Origin of the sequence: Bdellovibrio sp. HCB-110 (genome assembly GCF_047323225.1) — a bacterium.
In the GTDB taxonomy this organism is placed as follows: Bacteria; Bdellovibrionota; Bdellovibrionia; order Bdellovibrionales; family Bdellovibrionaceae; genus Bdellovibrio.
In genome coordinates this window covers 267,499-288,058 of the sequence record NZ_CP178750.1, presented here as the reverse complement: position 1 = coordinate 288,058, position 20,560 = coordinate 267,499, and the positions used below count along the sequence as shown (strand labels likewise).

Genomic DNA, 20,560 nt, shown 5'->3' with positions numbered 1-20,560 from the left:
AAAAAGCTGTTCCGTAACTCTGCTACTATGATCTTTAGGAACAAGGATGTGCCTATGATCGACCTACTAACCGGTGTATTTGTTTTGATCTGCGCGGTTGAAGCTTTTCTTATCTACCGAGAGGCCAATCGCCTTAAAGAAGATTCAAAGCTCACGAAAGCATTGCAGAATGCACAGAGTGAAATTCAAAGCTTTAAAAGCAAACTTAGAATTTCAGAGGAGTCTTTGGACTCTGCTCGCAAAGAAGTGCAAGGCATTTATGTTCTTTGGAATAAATCGATCGAAGCTGAACAAAAAATGCGACGCGAATTGGATATTGCAAAAACGCAACTTACTTACCTTGCGCAAAAAGTCGTGCGTTTGAAGGATTCAAGTCCAGTAGAAACATCCAACAACACGAGCCCTGCGACAACAGCCCCTGCTTACTGGGAAACGTCTCACAACAGCACACCTTATCGAGAATCCATCAAAGGTGCTGCCGAAGTTCAACACGATTTCTTATAAAGGACACTCCACCAAGGAGTATTTCGAAGCGCTATCGGCCTTGTTGGAAATGAACAGGTGTCGATGGCCCGGCAAGATTCTCCAAAGACCTTTTTCCGTCAAAGCTTTCTGAGCCACGCCGTCTTCCAACTCAAAGTTCTTCTTCGTTCCATCAATATTTACATGAGTCAGAATATAACGATTGGCAAATTGCCACTTCTTCCATTTTTCAGCGATCCAGAATGAAGCCGCAGGCTTTTCGTCAAAGGCTGTATAATCTCTTTGCACACCCAGAGGCGAACCAATGCCCACTTCCTTCACAGCCGTGTCTTGATGCAGAGGGCGCAAGTTCCAACGTTCATTGCGATCCAACCAATTGCTTGTCTTAAATCCAATGTAAGAATTCGGCGTCACAAAAAAGTCAGAGAACTGTTCCAACTTAAAATCCAAATTTAAAGGAGTTAAACTCAACTGCTCGGTGCCGACTTCATAGACAGAGATATTTCGACTTTCACCTGAGGAATAGGCCAAAACTCCGGAACCGATTCTCACACTGGCTTTTGTGTTCGAAAACGGCGCACCACACTGTTCAACATTGAGAACATTCCCGGTCTCAACACCCATGTAAGTGTCCGGCGACCGCGGTACTTCGCGAGGAACTAATTCCGGAATTCTAGTGAGATCATAAAAACCCAGACGGCCTTTTGAATCCCAAATGACACTGACACGATTATTCAGTCGCGCCACCTTGGCTTCGTCCTCCCAAGAGGCTCCGCACAATCCCAAGGAACTCTTTGGCGAAATTTTTCCGTCTTTGATTTGCAGAGAAAACAGGCGTCCCTGCTTTGTTCGAATCAAAGCCCAATCTTCAAACGATCCAGCCAGTTCATAATCCGTGTCACCGATGGCAGCTAAATAATTCTCTTTGCTACTGATGGATTCAAGATACGGCGTGAAATCGGGAGCAAAAAGAAGTTTACTGACAGTCCACGTGTCCTTTTGAGCATTCAAAGTTCCGGCCAAGAACGATCCCTCTGCATTCCGAAACACATGCGTGACCATACTTCCTGGTTTTTCACTTCCTTTGAGCTCGCCTTCTTTTGTGACTTTGCACTGAAGAAGTTTTTCTTTCTCCTCAGGAACATTTTCAAAAACGATGGTGAATATCAAAACAAATGTCAGAAGAATCGCAAGGATCACCGGGACTTTAATAAATAAGGGTATTTTGCTAATTCGCGGAGCCATTATTTTTTCACCTTATCACAGTTAAGTTTTACGATTTCTTTATTGGAACCCATGATGACGTCTTTGAAAATACACTTTTCATCTACTTTGATTTCGTAAACGCCTTTACCCAACACCAATGGAAAATTCGTCAGATGATTCCCCATCAAAGCAAAACGTCCATCATAGACATACACACCCTTGACCTGTGGATCTTCGACATAAGCCACTCCGGCTTCCTCGATGTTGTAGATATATTCCGCATTAGGAACAATTAAATAGTTATCAATAACTTTCTCGTAAAAAGGCTCGCGATAAAATCGAATACTCCAACGGCCTTGGGGCAAGCTCACACGTTCGTCACTCGTGAACTTTTTAACGACCTTCTTGTTCTTATCCAGAAGTTCAATCTTCATCAGCTTTTGAACAAAATCAGCTTTAAAGTATCCATTGCCACGAACTTTTAAGGTCACTTTTTTATGCGGAGGCACCACAAACTCTGAAAACTTATACTTCGGTTTAATATTGACGATAGCAAGATAACGTCCGGGAGGAACCTCGATGCCTGTACTGGCTTGAAACTTACGATAGATCACGTTGGGAGACTCGGCCTTAAATACAAAAACCGTGGCGCGAGGTTCGGGACTTTCAACAAAAAGATTTTTGTTAGGATTGAGTTTCTTGTCGAGGTCCTGAAACAGCTCATCTAATTTCTGCTCATCATCTGCTTGATTCATATCACCGATGCAACTGAGTTTTTTAAGTGTGTCTATTTGATCCTTCAGACCGAAGGCCACAACGAAGAACTTAATATCGACGGCCATCTTTTTAACTTCGTCGACCATCTTACATGGATCTTGCCCACAGGTCTCTTCACCATCCGTAAAAAGAACAATACGTTTAGGACCTTTATAGTCTTTCAAGTCGTTGTAAGCGTCTTTTAAAGAGAAGGCTAAAGGAGTCATTCCGACGGGTTCCAACCCCTTCACAATTCCTTCGATAGCACCAAGTTTGGAAGCAGCAGGCTCGATGGCCAAATAATTATCGCGGCAATCTCTCTTGCGACGGGAACCAAAAACTCGCATACCACTGGCGCTTTTCTCTGACCATTGGGCTAAGAGATATTTGCTAAGAACTTTTTTGAGTACGTAAATTTTGGTTTTTTTCCCATGCAGGATTTGCCCCATGGAACCAGAGCTATCAATGATATACTCCACCAAAGGAGGAACCGTTTCTTTCAACTCTTCAGCTCCGACCTCCGCCGCTTCGTTGGCTTTGACCTTATTCGGATCAAAATCCATCTCATCAAGCATGTCCTCGGCCTTAAGCTTCGTGACACCTTCCGGTTTCCAATTGTCGTCCAACTCATTCGCGAAGGAGGAGACACTAAAAGCTACTATCAATGACAACAGAAGAATTCTTTTCATCGTTATCTCGGTTTCAAAAGTTTTCCGACATAATCGTCCATTCTTAAGCCGATCATGATCTTTACGAAGTTCTGGTTCTCTTTGTACGTTCCACCTTCAGGTACAGGCGTTAACACTTCACTCGGATTTGTCGGCGCTCCACTAAAAGAGAACTGACTTTGACTCATGCCTGCGCTGAGATCTAAGGAGTATCGTTTCAAAAAAGGAATGGCATTGATATGAAACAAAAACGTCGCACCGACTTTAAGTTCTAGCGCATTTCCCGTAGAACTCTCTCCCCGAGTGACACCACTGTCTTTGGCGCTATAAGAAGGAAAATAGACAAGATCGATATAAGCTTTGTTAAAAGACCACGCGAAGCCTTTTTCTGACTGCAAAAGATTTTCATTAAACAAGTAATGAAAGTTTACTCCCAAACCTAATCCCGACGTGTTGGAGCTTAAAACATATTCGTCGTCATTTTCCGTAGTGAATGACGTGCTTTTAGAAACCAGTTTCAACGTCGGACGCAACTCCTTCCAAACAGGCAATATGCGATAGTGAATAGACAACGTTGTTTCCGTGTATTTCGTTGGCTTCTCTTCCCGATTGTAACCTTTGACAGGAACTGTTCCTCCGGAAGTTTCATACTCAATTCCATAGCGCCACACAAAGTCGAAATACCAAAGCAGGCGCGTGTTCATGTAATTGAACTGATAGGATTTGTATTGATTCGCAGTGTTTGGCGACTGACTGTCGAGTTTTCCTTGATTGGGTCCGAAATCCAACTGAATGTAACCGGGCTCATAAGGATCTGGCTCGTCCGGAACAACACTTGATGGAGGTTGCTCAAAATTCTCTTCGTATTTCTTTTCGCTTAAGCGCGCTAAACTCACAATGAAATCTTTGGCTTTCGGAAATTTTGTGATGGATTTGGGATCTATCTCAACGAGAAGTTCGTTGTTCTGAATATTGGAAACTGCTCCACGTGCTATGACCTCGATGTTATCTTCAGAGGCACGCACGATCACAACAAGTTCCCCCACTTTCACGCGAGGATTATTGGGAATCACGGCGATATCATCCAGCATTCTACGAATGGGAACGGCGCTTTTTTTAAGAAAACTTGTATCCGTCAGGGGATTTCCCCAGGCGACAACACTGATGAATAAACTAAGAAGAAAAAATGGGAAAGGCCTCACCACTTTATTTTATGAGGCCCTATTAGAAAGAACAATCTCAAACTACTTCGCTTTGTAAATTCGGCCCTTGCTTCGGCTCACGAGAACAAGCTGTCCTGAAGGATAGGAGACAAGACTATCAATCGGATCCTGAGTCGAATTTGTGTAAACAGCAAAACTATCCATGTCGACAGTGAAGACCTGATTTGAGTCTCGCATTGTGCCGATAACAAGACGATCCTCTTCCCGGACGATCAAGCGACGTCCAGCTCCAGGAATATCAAACGGCGAGCTACTGATTTCATTCACACCGATAAACTGAATTTGTCCCACTGTCGGTGTTGTTGAACTGCTGTCTGGGAATGTCGCCAATCCGCCTGTTCCAGTAAGAAGAATAAACACACGATTCGTTGACGCATCCACAACCACGTCCGTCGGTTTACAGTCTTCGTGTCCTCCCACGCCGTCAAAAATCGCGAGTTGCGCTACCAAAGTCGGAACGCTTCCGGAAAGTACCGGCGTGACATTAAAGACCCACACTGTATGTGAAATGGATGGCGAAGTTTGTTGAGTTGTTACGTACAGACGATTTATGGAACGATTTAACTTCATTCCCGAAATCTTCGCATTCGCACCGAAGTTGTAAATCGTCGTAGGACTTGCTGGGGTTAATGGATCATAGAAAAGTTTGTCGCGATTGTCTGAAGCATAGAACACGTAGAGAGAATCCATTGATTCCGTCAAACGATCATCCGAGAATGTGGCACTCGTGTAAAGCTGTTCAGGACATTCCCCAATACACTTATTGTTTGTACTCAGTGAAAGCCCTGTGAGATCTCCGCCAGGAATGCGCAATGCTTCCGTCGTTTCCCCAAAAGGTCCTCCGCGGGCAGCTTTAGAAGTGATTAAGATATTGTATGACGTTCCACTTTGCGTGATAGCCAAGCGGTCTGACTTCGTGGTTCCCTGCCATGGCAAGTCTTCCATGAAATTCCAAGGCGGATTTACCAAGGAACCATTAGGTTTATTAATCGCACCATTTAACATCAACAAATCCCAAAGGAAATGTTTCGTAAAGACACCGATTTTATAAGTTCCGGAAATAATCAAACGATCCATAGAATCGCTTCCGACTTGCGAAGAGACCGGAGCTTCTAGCAGCCAATTCAAATCATAAGGTAATTGCGACGGCGCACTTTCTGGTCGGGAAGCCGTAAGATCAAACATTGTTTCCCCAAGCAGGAATGTATTACGAATACGTGCATTCCAACCGCGCGAAACAATATAGTTTCCGTCTGTCACTTCTACGCGAATTTTAAATTCTCCGACTTTCAAAGGACCTGCTCCATCAGGATCCAAAGATCCGTCCGTGTCCGTCGGCTTAAAGACAAAACTTGATCCTTCATCAGATTTCAAAACGCCATTGATGTACCAGCGATAGAACAGCTGATCGTTGGTGTTAATATCTGAAGCACTCACAGAAAGGGTCAATGATTGTTTTTCAGCCACCAAGATGTCAGTTCCCGCCGGAAGAGAAGAGTCGATCGTTGGCGCTTCTTCGTAAGGAGAAAGAGGATTCTGAACTTTCAAATTAAAATGCGCCGTATCCACATCACCTGTCACTGTGTCGCGAACACGCACTCGCACCAAATGACCGTCACCGCCATCAGGAGTCACGTCACTTGGATAAGAAGGATTCCATGTGATGATACCTTTATCTTTATCAATGCACATTCCATTGGGCAAAGCACAGTCACGAGGAGACGTTAACAACGAATACTCTAGCTTGTTGCCTTGAGAGTTATTAACAATCATCTCATAGCGGAATGGATTTGCAGCCATATTCGCAGCGGTTTGCTGCATATGATGAACTGGATTTCCATTCACATCATTTCGTGGGCTCACCAAAAATACCGGAGCAACAATCGTAAAGCGCAATGGCGACGCACTGATCGCACGGGCCAACGAAAGCCCATCACGATTTGTGTCACCGTTATCGTTAACAAAAATTTCTGCCGAATGTTCACCGATGTGTCCACGCTGAGGACACCACTCTATAATATATTTTTGTCGGCTCAATGCCCCGTCCAGCTCGGGCGCGCCCACAGGCGAAAGTTTTGGAATTGCCAGATCCTGATTTAATACTCCTCCCGGAGCACAGCTTGGCAGAGTTCTATTGTTTAAGTAGCCCGCATCATAAGTCGCGATTTCCTGCGCCCATGTCGGTGTTTTCGCATGACAGATAAATGGATCGGCCGAGCCGCTATCCAAAGTAGGATGTTGAATGGGATTGGAGTTGGAATCACGACAAAGAGTCAACTTCGTCGCAAACGTTCCACCATCCGGAGTAAAGGCGTCACCGTCGTAGAGATAGAACTCTTTGCTGAAGTAAGTGTCAGCATAAATTCTAAATTTATTGTCTGGCGCCAAGGCTCCAATAGACGGCACCTGATTTTTATTTGTCAAAGTGACTTTATAATATCCAAAAGTTTGTTGCTGAATATTAGGTGTCGTTTTCGCGTCGTACACACGCATTTTAATAACGAAGCCCGAAGTGCCAGAGAACTTTTTCGCTTCTTCATCTGTTGGCGTCCAAGTAATCTTCGCCGTTGTCTTACTTCCGAAAAGAGCCGTGTGGTTACGAGTTTCAACGTCGACTCTCAAGCCTGGAGGAATCGGACGCCATGTGGAAGTTTTCAAATCGTAAACTTGCGGGTCCATTTCGAAGTTCACAGTGCGCAGCTCTTCGCCCTTATTTTCGTCCGTTACATAGATATTATATAGACCCGCAACACCTTCACTAAAATCACCTAGCGTGATCGGATTCGTGTGCGTGCTACCGACGCCGCCTCCGTAAACCGCAAACGAACTGTTTGTGATTTTTGGAGCATCATTGTTCTCGATATAGTTGAACGTGATATTGACTGTCGTTGCTGCCGTTGCGGTGCTGTATGGCCAATGCTCACGTAACGTTGCCTTGATTGTAAATGATCCCGAGAGATCATTGACGTTAGGATTGTATCTTAAATAACAGCGACTACTTTTGTAGTACTCTTTCCAACCCGCTGGAGGAGGTGACGTCGTACATGCCGTACAAGGAGTTGCAGCAAAAGCACCCGGCTCTCGGCAAAACTTAAACGCTCCAAATCCAGCTGCGGGAACCGGTCCTGCATTCGTAAAAGAGAAGCTGTGATAATCATACTTATCTTTCGGATACCAATAGTTATCCACTTGATACAAAGGACTTGGAATCTCTTCAGCGTTGTCATTGAACTCCATGACTCCGCCGGTAAAAGGAACTCCCTCGTAAGCTTGAATCACTGACGAAGTCACCAGTCGAGAGGCATTGTTTAAGTCATTAAAGTTGTGGCGAACAAGTCGTTCTTGCACGTACGGTGTTGTCGTCGTCAAGCCGATGTTATTTATACGACGAACCCATACGGTCTTTGTAAGATCCGACGTCGTAAAGGAAAGTGCATCCACAAGTTCGTACTTCGTGTAATTTGCCGTACGTAAAACGAAACCCGCAGGCAAAGTAAACGCAGTCCCACCACTAGGTCGTGTGAATTTTAACTTACCTTCATGATAAAAGACTGTGGGATTCGTGACCGTCAGGTTAGCCGCTTCAGCCGGTTTTGTACTATGAAAAATATTGATTGTATTTACAGCGGGTCTTGCGCCGTCGATAGCTCTCACATTATAAGTTCTAAATTCTTGCTGAGACTTTCCTACTTGCAGTTCGATATCATTCGTATCACCCAAGCCCACGACAGACGTAGCCGTCATTACCGGGCCACCGGGCTGCGACGATATTGTCAACGAAGTTCCAGTTGGAATTGTAAGAGCTTTTTTCCAAACAGGAACAGTGAGAGTTTGCAATGTTGCAGAAGCACTTGCCGGGAAAGTGAAATTGTCAGGAAGTTCAAACTCAAAACTAGGGTTGCCCGCCGTTTTAATGGTCAAACCTTTGCCTAATATAATCGCCGAAGCATTGGCCGTTGACCGATAAAAAGTAACCATGCCCTTTTCAGTAATAGAGCTATCATTGCGAACTTGAATGTTCGTATCAATAGGATCGGACGTTACTTCACGAGTCGTATAATCAAGAACCGTGAGAGTATTTGCCGCCGCCGTTCTATTCACTACATAGACAGGAACATAAATATCAAGATCTCCGGGTTCGACCGTGACAGCAACCGCAGTCTTAAACTGCATCAAATACCCTGCGAGATTTGAAGTTAACGTGAGGTCTTTTGGAATCGTGCGATTGGCCGTGTCTTCCGTACGAGTGAACAAAACGTGACCAGCAATGCCCGAGCCGGGGCCATTAGACGAAAAATAGTGGCGAATACAGAGCGACGACGCATTTTTTCTGTATGTCGGTATAGTTCTCGCAATATTTCTCTTAATTGCGATCGGTTGAGCCGTATTGCAATCTTCCAAGAATTTCAGATGGTCAAGATTGCTGAAGTTAGCAAGCTCGATAAAAAGAGGATCACTATCGCGATCCGACACAGAGAATGTTTGCGGATTCTGATCATTCACAGAGGTTGTCGCTGCTGTCACTCCGCTAGCTGCCACCAAACACGGAACCGTATTACGATCCGAAGAAGTCAAATTAAGTGTAATAAGTGGAGTCACGCCTCCGTGATTGTCTTTAAGGCTGACAATAAACGTTCCCGTTTTTAGAGCATGAGTCGGTCTCCACTCATAACTGTATCGCACGCGATCGACGAACGTTTCCGTCGTAAGAAGTTTGATATTGGAATTCAGAGTTCCTGAAGTCGTGACAATAATTTCATCCGCCGGAACCGCCGGATTCGATCCTACGTTATTAGGATCTTGAAAATCCAGATAGAACTTATAAGGTGCAAGCCCATCGGGATCCGCCTGAGCACAATAGTCGTACTCAATAGCTCCACTCGCATCCGTATTTATTCCACCCAACATAATCGGAGAAACGTTGTTATCATCAACCGTGACATTAAGGCTTGCCAGCGTCAGACCAAACGATGCATCGACTAATTCCAGAATAATACTCGCCGAGCGTTTTTTCGCATCTTCATTGTTGGGCGTCCAGCGTATTTCGACAGAGTTCTGTCCGGAAATTTGCACAGGCGCTGATTGACCATTCAGATAGAGAGGATTTGAGCCATCAATCGCTTCCGTTTTGACGTTGACAGCCTCGCCATCAGGATCGCTGAAACTGACTCGACAAACCCATTCCACTCCTTCTATCGCTTTCAAATCACAATTGTGAGCGAAAGTGGGACGACGATTCACGTTCTCAACCAGAACTGGCCAATCGACACGAGTGATTTTTCCTCCGTCAGAAACAAGAACGCTGATCGTATAAGGAGCGACTCGGCCATGGTCGTAAGAAGGAATCCATCGAACAACACCTTCTTCCGCTGTAATTAACTGACCTTCAAGCATCCACGCATAGAACACCTGATCGGAATCAGGATCGCGGGCCGTGGCCTTAACCTCAAGACTCTTTTCCTCTTGCACGCGTTGTTGAATCAGCTTGGTCGTCGCTTTTTCGTCAATAACCGGAGGACGATTTAATACGTTAAATGGAAGTGGCCCAGAAATAATGTCTGCATTGGAATCAAAATCGAAATTAATATTGAACTGCTTCAGGAAAGTCAGGAACTGCACAGACGCTGACAGACCATTGCGCAAAAACACATAGAGATGATCAGGATTGAAATTTTCAGGAATTCCAAAAAGCGCCATTCTTTCCGCTTTAATGCGCACGATTTCATTTTGAATGGCCGTCACTTCTTCATAGGTGTAACTGCCTAAACTACGCCCTGGATAGTTCGACAGAAGATTATAAACCAACGTTGTTTCCAGAGTGGGCTTAATGACCATCTCCGGAAATAACATCGCAAACCAAGGAGTCCCGCGGTAATCCATCGTCACTTTCGTAACGAGAGGTCCTTGAGGCACGAATGCTTTCGGCAAAATACGACGGAAGAAATCGGCTTTGACATCGGTGTCCAGTTCAACTTTCGTATCCACTAGAACGCTGGTGTCCAAACGTTGCATCAAGTAAAGAGAGTACTTCTTTTCTGAAACCACGTTGACGACAGAAAGATCGAGCTGAATAAGACCGCCCGGAGGAATGACAATTTCACTTGTCGACCCCTTCTCCTCCAAACAGCCTCCTAAGAAGGCTATGCAGAGTATAGCAATCAGTATTCTAAACATCATCTTTGTGTCCCCCAAAAAACGCCCCACTAATACAACATAAAGATCGTGCCCATATTGATACCCTTCACCGGGTCATAACCATCGTGTCGGAATGAAGGAACCATGATATCCATCGTGCCATCACCGTTGATGTCACCCGTTGACGTATTCATAAAGAAGAAATACGGAGACACTTCCGTGTCGGTCGGAGTGATAATAAACGGTTTCACTTTTCCTTGCGCATCAGTCACAACAACGGAGTCCGGATAATCTTCTGTGTGCAAACCGCCCGCAGATCCGAAGAAGGCAATACCACGACCTATTGAGGTATTTGATGTCACCTGATCGTCCCATCCTGGCGCTCCCAGAATAACGTCGTCGAATCCGTCACCGTTGAAGTCTGCTTTTCCTGAACGTCCACTCAGGATTGAAAAGCCCGTGTAATCAGAAGCGCGGGCGTCCCATGTATAGAACGGCATTGGCGCAGGCTTCGAAGTGCCATTCGCACGAAGACATTGTGGTCTTGGCGTTGCAGGATAATTCGGATTGCTGAACTCAAACTGCTTATTCATGTTGTCGCCCAAGTATTCCCACATCGCTGTCGTATTATCAGTTCCGCAAAGAGGACCATAATAGACATATCCAATACCAGCAGAATCCAAACCGACTTTCGGCGTTTCTAAAGGAGCCGAAACAAGCAAATCTTCATAACCATCGTTGTTGAGATCTCCGGCTGTTGAAAGTTTCCAACCGAAAAGACGACGGCTTCTATTCAAATAAAGAGTGCTATCAGCAATGGGCGGCATCAACGCACGCACTGTTCCCGCAAGACCGTCGACATCCAAAGTCTGATCATCCAATTGGAAAAGGGTGTCGCTCGCGCAAGAACCTCCGGCGTCTGCATTGTTGTAGTAGCCGTCTCTGGTTGTCGCGATGAGACCGTTTGCACTTCCTTTATAGATGAAAACACGACCGTAATTTGTACGGCTTGTCGCCTCGTCCTCATAAAGGCACGAGATATCTTCCCACCCTGGAGCTGAAACAAGAAGATCATCAAAGCCGTCTTTGTCCACGTCCATTGTTGTCACACTTGCTCCGAACCAGTGTCTCATTCGTTCGTAACCATAGTTGATGTTTCTAACAAGAGGGCTGTAGAGATATTCCATCTTACAAGAATTTGAAGGCGGTCCACTGCAAGCCTGACTCGCCGGCGCCGCACCTTCAGTTCCGTAAGTATCAATCATATGTGTCGCACTTGAAGAAGCCAATGTCGCTAAGACAGTCGGTTCATCGGGATAAGTCGTGTTGGTGTAACCTTTGATTTTCGGCGTTTGAATACCCGTCGTAGATCCATAATAAATCCACACACGTCCCATATCTTCAGCAGCTTTACCTGTCGTACAGTCCGTCGAAGCTTCCGGTTCACACTGCCAACCTGTTCCCGCACCCACATTCACACCATTGGGAGTATTGCTCTCTTGAACAGTGCCTGCTCCCTTGTTCATCGTAAAGAATGAAGCTGCTGTCGGATTTGAGATCACGATGTCGGAAATTCCGTCACCGTTGAAGTCTCCGAAATTCACGATTTCTCTGTAGACCGGATCAAGATCATCCAAAGGATCGGTATCCGTTGACGACATTCCTGCCCAACGTTTTGAGATAATTTGTGGATCACCATAAGCTGGTAACCATTGAGGATTGTTGACTGCTTGCAATCCACCACGAGAACCATAGTAAGCAACGATTTGTCCACTTGTTGCATAGTCAACAAAAGCAACGTCACCAAATCCATCGCCGTTGGCATCACCAATTCCGAATGTTCTTTGCGCCCAACCCGGCGACATATTCGTTGGTTTTGAAATCAATTGAGGCAAAGCAATATCATCCAATGTCACACCTTGCGCAGGTGTTGTCGATGGATAGCACTTCAGTTCACTTGCTTGACCCGCTTTGAAGACGCGGTCCATATTTACTTTACAGAACGACGTCGTAATCAAACCAATGCGTGATCCGTAAAACACCACTGCATCCGTCGTATAAGTTGTACTGTTGGCAGAAGGACGAGAAATTTTACCTACGGCATCGGCATACCCGTCTCTGTTGATATCTCCCACCAAGCGAATCGAATCATAACCAAGGTTTTGCGGACTCGCTAAAGTATCACTGACCTTGGCGGAAGGAACGGAGTTCACAGAAGACAGTGGCTGCCCTCCACTATAGAAACCGTAAGCGGCTCCTCCTCCTAGCTTCGTCGACTTATCAAGATAAGCTCCGGTAAAGACGTCGTTCAAAGGTAAAACACCCAGGAAATCGCCGTCAAAGTTTCCAACAGCTACTGATCTACCCAAGTAATCATTCGCCTGCGCATTCGTATTATAGAAGTGCAAGAAGTTGGAAGTTAAACCAGTCCCTGACAAACTCGTGAATGCAAAGACAGCTCCTGAATTTGTGGCGCGGGTCTTATCTCCTATCGCACCAACAATGACATCTTTCAAACCGTCGCCCGTCACATCACCGACGGCAATGCCTTCAGGATAATATCCCAACAATGAATTCGAACTGATGGAATTCGAACGAAGAAGAGTCGGTGCACATTTTTGTTTTTGTGCGTTGGTTTGCGCATTGAAGGAATCACAACGAGAAGTTGAATCATTCCAATCAAGTGATTTATCCGTCGGAGTTGTCGCATCCAACTGATAGAACGAGTTGTAAGAATAATGTCTCCATTGGTTGCCGTAGAAAACCCACAAACCACCGGAACTTGACTTATCACCATTCGTTAAATAACTCGCTGACACCACAGCTTCAGCCCAACCGTCGCCATTGGAGTCCGACTTGGATGTGATCGCTGTATTTGTACTGTCATAATAGGATGGGTCTCCCACCAACGCCACAGACGTACCGAAGCCAGGGCTTGTCAGAGCTTTTCCATCAACCAATTTATGGTAACTGCGCGGGAATAAAATACGCATGCTTGTCGGCGCGGCCATACAAGAAAAATGATAAAGAGGGTCCATATTACGACGGCCACATTTCCAGAATGTATTGCGTGAAGGTACTTCTACAGAAGCAGCTTCAGCCAAAGTAGCGCCGCGGCCAAAATACAAGAAGGCAGCACCCGGCGCACTTCCAACAGTCGTCGTCGAACCGTTCATCGTGAAACCGTAATAATTCGTTCCACTTGGAAAACTTGTCGTGCTATTTCCCCAACCACCATCGTCAGCACCACTTCCCGCAGGCATAGATCCGCAAGTATCAGGCGTACAAGCCCCGGTTGGTTTCAACTTTGATTTATAGTTTGCCGCACTTGCTTGGGGATAACGGAATCCTGGCGAGCCAATGATCATATCTGCGCCGCCCACAAGTTTATTGTCAGAACGACGAACACGATACTTACCATCAACGTCAGCTCCTCCGGCAATGGAATATCCGAACAAGGCACCCGTGTGCGGAACAGGAGCATAAACTTTTAAGAAACGGAATTTCAAATCAGCCGAAGTGATCGTCGATGACGCCAGAGGTGTTTCGTATCCAAGACCACTCTTTGATCCAAAGTACATAGCGACATATCCAGTACGAACCTCGTACTTGGCATCGCCGACAAGAGCAGGGGCTACTACACCATCGTAGTCTCCAGTAGGAGCTCCCACAGCAAGATCGTCGTAACCATCAGCATTAAAGTCGCCAATAAAAGAAACCGCGAATCCAAATTGTGGTTCAGAAATTTGCGTCCTATTTGCATTGTCAAAGTGAGAACCTGGATAAAGCGCCATATTCGGCCACAACATCACCGCAGAACAAGTCGCTCCCTCAGAGAGACCGTTACATGTTTCAACGTTTTGCTGCATATCTTTGATACGATCTGGGGCTTTCAGACCTTGAGGGCTTCCGAAGAAAACGAAGGCCGCTCCCTGACGGTAACTCGGCGTCATAATGTGCCCAGGAGCACCCACCACCAAGTCTTCGCAGGCTTTACCTAACAAAGAATCGCCGTTGAGATTTCCCTGACCCGAAAGAGACTTTCCGAATTTGGCTCTGTCTGACAAATCTTCAAATGTGATAACTTGAGGATCTTGACCGGGATTCACCGGATTTCTCGAAGGCGCAGGGCTTGTTTTTAAAGTAAAATTCGTGGCCCCTGTTGGCTTATAAGAATAATAAATATAAACCGCACCGGCAGATTCTTCTTTCACTCCCAAACTTGCAATAGAGACACTCGGCAAACCAACCGCAAGATCGGGATAACCATCACAATTGAAATCTCCAGAAGACATGGCTTCACCTAAGAAAGCCACACCGGAATCCAAGGCCGCCACAGGAGGAGTCTCTTGAACGCCTGGAATCCCTTTAATGTACGTGCTCAAATTATCAAAAATGAGTGTTTCATTTTTAACGCCATCATTGTAATTCACATGAACTGACAGATCTTCTACTTTACCCAAAGGCAAATTTGCAGAGGAAGAAAATACGATTGTTCCTGCTCCGACCAGAGGGTCCGATACTGGAGTAGTGCCCTTATAAACGCGGCTCGTGTAGAATTCATTTTTATAATCCGCATTTGTCACTGGAGTGACTTTGGCATACGGAAGTGAACCAATTGAAATCGGACTCAACTCATAAGTGGGTAAAGGGAATCCAGCTTTCGTCGACGCCGTCACCACTTTTGTTGGACGTTCATAAGTGCCATCCAAATACTTTACTTGTACGACGAAATGATAACGTGTTGAACCTTCCAAACCTCTAAAGAGATAACGAGTGTCCACCGCCGTTACATTCACATCCGCCCACGAATTTGTATTTGCCGCTGTAGGGTCTTCATATTTTTTATAGAAAACCTGGTACTCAGTAACTTTATTAGGATAACTCCAAGTTAAAATGAGATTGTCGTCGGCATCTTTCGTAACAGCTTCAACTCCCGTAAACGGAGTCATCGTTGTCACTTGCAACTCCCTATTTCCACCGACGGTGTTAGAGCCGTCCGTCGCCACGACTTTGAATGTATAAGCAGTGTTTGGCGCAAGATTACGAATAATAACTTCACCAAACGAAGTCGTTTCCAAAGGATCCTGTGAAAGATTGTAATAGACTTTGTATTCACGGTAACGAACGTGGTTCGTCCAATAGACTCTCACGGCTGTCGGAGATAAAACTTCGATACCATCAAGTCCCGAGAAGTCTTTAAGAAGACTTCCTGTTTCAACTTTCTCCGTACATGCAGACACGAAGAACAAAGAAACTAAAAGTACGGCGAGTGATATTTTTTTAATAAAGTACATAAACCACTCCTGTAGCAAATGCTTTTCCTGATGGATGACCTCGACCTGGCGAAGCCATAAGCAAGTCGGCAACTCCGTCGCCGTTGATATCTCCACTCGCAGAACTAGATAAATACGAACCTTCAAATGCAGATCTTGAAGGCAGATAGATCAGAATCGGTTCACAGACTGGATCTGATCCACCATAACAACGTGGTGTTGTCGATGGAGCCGATGTGATCTTAACGCCAAGAGGTCCGCCGTAGTAAATAACCACGGCACCTGTGTCTTCCAATACTTCCTCGAGATCGTAATCCTTACCAGGAATATTGATCGCAATGTCGTTGTATCCGTCGTTGTTGATGTCACCTAAAGCAACCACTCCCCAACCGAAGTAATCCGTCGCTGTGAAGTAATTAGGTGCTCCCAAAAGACGCTGAGGCTTCGGCTCTGTAGAAACCGCGTGTAATGTATTTTCCGCCAAAGCTCCTGCCGGGAAAAGATTGGTCGCAGCCAGCGTTCCACCGCCATAGAAAGCGTACGTCGTTCCCACTTGGGCCGCGTAGAAGGCATAGACTTTTGAAACTGCCGGAGCTGAAACAACGATGTCATTAAGACCATCGCCATTTAAGTCTCCTGTAGAAACCACGTCGTATCCGAATTTTTCTGCGGCAGCAGAAGGATCAATCTTCTGCGTTGAAGTGTAGTTAAGTCCCTTCGTAGTACCTTTATAAAGATAGATACGTCCTTTGCTTGAAGCATAGAGCGGATCTCCGACAACCATTTCGTCGTATTCGTCACCTGCAAGTTTATCAATAGATCCTAAACCCGCAAGACTCCAACCAAACTGCACACCGACATCCGGTGAAGCGAGCATTTGCACGGAACATACTTTCGGAGTGGCGTCTGTACATGGATCTTGAACTTTAACACGAATATCCGTGCCCGATCCCGTGAGCTTCACAGTTCCCGTGCTGCGATCGGTTTGTGGACCAATGTTCGAACCATAGAATACGTAGATACGACCTTTATTAGCCGCCGTAAAATTCATACCCGCAGGAATCACATCCGCTTGAGGAGTTTCTGCTGTATCTGTCGCAATCGCAAAGTCGCTGTAGCCATCTTTATTGAAATCACCATAAGCGACCGCGCGATTGGAAGGACTGTAGTTCGAGACCTTTAATGTCGACGCAGGATTTTGCCCCATAGTCGCATCCTGCTGATGGAAGGTCACAACATCCGTACCAGGAATTGCAAACTTCAAAGCATTTTGGCCCACGGGAGCCAAAGACGGCGCATTTCCGAAAACGACACCACTTGAAGATCCGTAGTAGATGTAAGTTGCAGCGCTACCAATAATCAAAATATCGTCATAGGCATCACCGTTGACGCTACCGATTCGGTAGAACTCTTTTCCAAAACTTGGATCAAGATCAACAACAAGTTTAAGAGGATCCAGAGCAGTCGCCGGGATGCGCACAGGATCAGGTGAAACAACAAGACCGTTTGAACTTCCGTAATACACGACAAGCTCAACAGTGTTCGCAACGGCGATGTGAGCAACAACGTCGTCGTAACCGTCGCCGTTAAGATCCCCAATCACTTTCGCTCTCTCAAAACGATAGTTCAGCTCTTTACTGAAGTTGACATTGAGAGTTTTATTCGGAGTTGTAACAGAAGACGCAAACGAACCCGTGGAGTTAAAGATAAAGGCTGCACCATTGTAATAAGCCGGAGAAGAATGATAAGGCGCTCCGATAATGAGGTCCCCCGCACCGTCTCCATTGAAGTCCGCACCTGCCAAACCGCCATATCCAAATAAAGAACCCACACTCAAATCTTTGGCATATACAATGGAGGCACCAAATGGATTCACGCCACCGCTGTACCAAGTACAACTCGACGTACAACCTTCACTGACGTTATCTGAAAGCTGAGGCGAATCAATACGTGTAGCACCTTCATAACCCAAGGAAGAAACGTCAGGTTTATAAAGATACACAACCCCATGGCTGGAAATCTGTTTCTTACCGTCACTGCTTGCTACTGTTCTATAAGGAGCAGAGACCGCAAATGAAGGAAGACCACGAGACACGGACTCAATATCATCCAAAGTTCCTAAAGCATAACCAAATTGAACTCCTGCCTCAGCCGGGCTTGTGTGAATCATTTGATGATCACAGTGATAAAGAGTTCCGGTATTTACATTCGAGTTTCGTGAATTACATGCAACGGCGTTGACGGCATGGATCTCTTGAAGCGGAGTCAAAATTCCCATGATCCCGCCCGTCGTCGCATCCGTCGACCGAGGCGTGATGTAATAACCAAACACAGCTCCGGCATTCGCATTTCCATTGACGGTCGATGTTGGAGCTCCAACGAAAACGGCTCCAGCGATATCCGGAGTTGTCGTCACCGTTCCAATGATGTTAGTCAGAGGATAACCATTCTGATTCGGAATACCTAAAATACTCGAACCATAACCTTTAAGAGTCACATGAGTGGCTTCGGGACTCGCCGGACTTGTTAAATCTGGATAAGACTCCATACAGTCCCATCCGACGATTCTTTGCAAATCAGTACCCACGGTGTCTTGCTGACCTTTACAAGCCAAGATAGAACCACGTCCCGCCGCACGGGCAGGAACACCAATCACCAAATCGTCACACTTATTGAAATCATATCCTTTGTTTTTCGGCGCAGGGCTTGTGCGATAAACATACCCGCCACCGTTTTCACAGATACGGGAATTAAAGGCTGTACCGACAGCGCCACCGAAGTCTTGTAGAACACTGAGAGCGGCGAAACTTCCGTCTGTAAGACTGCCTCCCGGAAGAGTTTCGGCATCAATGACAGCGTGGCTCTTCGCATGTGTGCTTGGATAAAGACCAAAACGGTCTCCACGGAGAATTTGAATCTGCCTTTTTACTGGCGCCACATTGGTTTCAATCGTCACGGCCAGATCGTCAAATCCATCATTGTTATAATCACCAAAAACAATCCCGTGAACAAGGTTTGTCGTAGAATCCTTGTACTTCGCCGGACGACATTTAAATGATGTCGGGTCGCATGTTGTTTCATTCAAACCGTAAGCGTTACCGCCCGCACCCGTGACAAGTCCCTTAACTGGATCTCCGAACACAACAAAGACAGAGCCTTCACTGGTCTGAACCGCCAAGTCATCGCACGTAAAAATCTTTTTAATTTTATTGATATTGGCTGGTGGCGAAGCCGGTGTGAATAAGTCATCACAAAGTCCCACACGATTGGCTTTAGGGTCCGCAAGATCTGTGTAACGGCTGAAGCAATCGCCATTCACGTTTCCAACTGACAAACGCGTACCAAAGCGTGAGTTCGTCGCCATCTCAGTATAATAAACAAGTTGTGGATCTGGGAATGATGCATCCGCACTTGGTTCAACATCCGTTTTCAAAGTCGGAAGTGGATCAATCGGATTTCCCTGCTCATCAAATCCCGGAGGCGCATCGTATCCGTAATAAATAACAACGGCACCACCTGCCTCATAATGACGATCACTAACATAAGGTGTGGCACGCGGAGCTGCAATCGCAACGTCCTTAATTCCATCACAGTTAAAATCTCCGACTTGCATACGAGCACCCAGCTCTTGCATACCAAGCCCACCACCCACAAGACGTGGAATCAGAGGAGCTTTTGCGCCGGAGCCTTCTAACGCTCTGACCATCGGTTTTTTTACGCTCGCCTGACCTTCCAATTGCACGTCGACGATAGTGACGTTGCCGCCAGAACCAGAGACCTTCGCGTAAATATTCTTTGAGCCCGGAGAAATTGGAATGATCGAACGGAAATAGTCATTGCCATTCACCGTTGCCAAACGAATGTCAGTGAAACGCTCAAAGATCTCCGTTTTGTAAGTAGAGTCTCCCCCTTCAGTCCAAAACCAAGGGAAGTTTCCGATGAAGGCTGAATTCATGCGCACCGTTGGCAAGTTCGTCAATTGTGACTGAACCAAAACGCATGGTGCTTTTGAGTTCAAATAGGCTTCGCTCATGTTGACTGGCTCAAAAGAATCGTCTTTGTAGCTTGCCATGACCCAGAAACAATATTTCGCACCACTCGCTAATGAATTCACCGACGTGATAGCTTTGTCTGTCACGATATCTGTCGGCGTTGTTAAATCCCACGCGTCGCTTTCGCGTTTCGTGTAGATTTTGTACGTAACTCCGTCACCATTTTTAACCCAGTTCACTTCAACGGCGCCGTTGGCCTGAGCTGACAATCCCGAAGAAGGAATGCCCGAAAAATTCGACATCGTTTTTACAGTAACAAAATTATCAAAACCAAATTCTTCCTCTGTCGCCGCATCAACACCTGTGACAGAAAATTCATAGAATGTGTCAGCCGCCAAACCTGTGACCGACGTCGTTGCAAAAGTTTCTGTTTTTACAGGAGTATTAAAGCCCTTACGATAGATTCGATATTCTTTAAATCGCGCTTGAAGTGACCACGACAATTGCACCGTTGTCGGCGAAATGGCGACCGCAGTAGTGAGTCCGTTGAATTTAGATGGAAGTGTGGTTCCTTGCAATCCAGCCTTGGCGCAAGAAACTAAATACATCCCAGAAACGAGCAGCAGTAGTGTTAAAATCCATTTCATACGTATCATCAGTATATAGATCGGTGCGTATGTATGGAATTAAACAGCGTTTTCGGTCGCTGATTGGTACAGTCTAGGTGTTCCGCAATTTCGCTAGTCTTTCGTACCAAAGTGGTTGCAAAAATTTTCCGTAGGAATCACTTATATTTGAAAGCAGAGATTTCTTCGCTGAAA

The 20,560-nt window shown here is 45.8% G+C and carries 7 protein-coding genes; 1 reads left to right on the top strand and 6 read right to left on the bottom strand.

The features are described from left to right. Window positions 1-54: 54 nt before the first annotated feature. Window positions 55-504, top strand: a complete 450-nt coding sequence (locus ACL934_RS01370; RefSeq protein WP_374076967.1) for a hypothetical protein — start codon at window positions 55-57, stop codon at window positions 502-504. On the opposite strand, the gene ACL934_RS01365 is transcribed toward ACL934_RS01370, so the two are convergent. From ACL934_RS01365 to ACL934_RS01340, 6 genes are all read right to left on the bottom strand, one after another. Next, on the bottom strand, window positions 499-1,728 hold the full coding sequence (locus ACL934_RS01365; RefSeq protein ID WP_374076965.1) for a hypothetical protein: 1,230 nt from the start codon (window positions 1,726-1,728) through the stop codon (window positions 499-501). The two genes, ACL934_RS01370 and ACL934_RS01365, sit on opposite strands and share 6 nt — an antisense overlap. Then, window positions 1,728-3,134, bottom strand: a complete 1,407-nt coding sequence (locus ACL934_RS01360) for a vWA domain-containing protein (protein WP_374076963.1) — start codon at window positions 3,132-3,134, stop codon at window positions 1,728-1,730. Before ACL934_RS01360 ends, ACL934_RS01365 begins: the two co-directional genes overlap by 1 nt. 2 nt (window positions 3,135-3,136) lie before the next feature. Then, window positions 3,137-4,318, bottom strand: a complete 1,182-nt coding sequence (locus ACL934_RS01355) for a hypothetical protein (RefSeq protein ID WP_374076961.1) — start codon at window positions 4,316-4,318, stop codon at window positions 3,137-3,139. A gap of 39 nt (window positions 4,319-4,357) precedes the next feature. Beyond that, window positions 4,358-10,459: a hypothetical protein gene (locus tag ACL934_RS01350; protein WP_413612951.1), complete on the bottom strand. Its 6,102-nt coding sequence runs from the start codon at window positions 10,457-10,459 to the stop codon at window positions 4,358-4,360. A gap of 80 nt (window positions 10,460-10,539) precedes the next feature. Next, window positions 10,540-15,768 (bottom strand): fibronectin type III domain-containing protein, encoded by a 5,229-nt coding sequence (locus tag ACL934_RS01345; protein WP_374076957.1) that lies wholly within the window; start codon window positions 15,766-15,768, stop codon window positions 10,540-10,542. Then, window positions 15,755-20,386, bottom strand: a complete 4,632-nt coding sequence (locus tag ACL934_RS01340; RefSeq protein ID WP_374076956.1) for a hypothetical protein — start codon at window positions 20,384-20,386, stop codon at window positions 15,755-15,757. Before ACL934_RS01340 ends, ACL934_RS01345 begins: the two co-directional genes overlap by 14 nt. Between the last annotated feature and the right edge of the window lie 174 nt (window positions 20,387-20,560).

Coding starts and splice junctions, on each gene's coding strand:
- ACL934_RS01370 (WP_374076967.1), top strand. CDS start 55: ATGATCGACCTACTAACCGGTGTATTTGTTTTGATCTGCGCGGTTGAA.
- ACL934_RS01365 (WP_374076965.1), bottom strand. CDS start 1,728: ATGGCTCCGCGAATTAGCAAAATACCCTTATTTATTAAAGTCCCGGTG.
- ACL934_RS01360 (WP_374076963.1), bottom strand. CDS start 3,134: ATGAAAAGAATTCTTCTGTTGTCATTGATAGTAGCTTTTAGTGTCTCC.
- ACL934_RS01345 (WP_374076957.1), bottom strand. CDS start 15,768: ATGTACTTTATTAAAAAAATATCACTCGCCGTACTTTTAGTTTCTTTG.
- ACL934_RS01340 (WP_374076956.1), bottom strand. CDS start 20,386: ATGAAATGGATTTTAACACTACTGCTGCTCGTTTCTGGGATGTATTTA.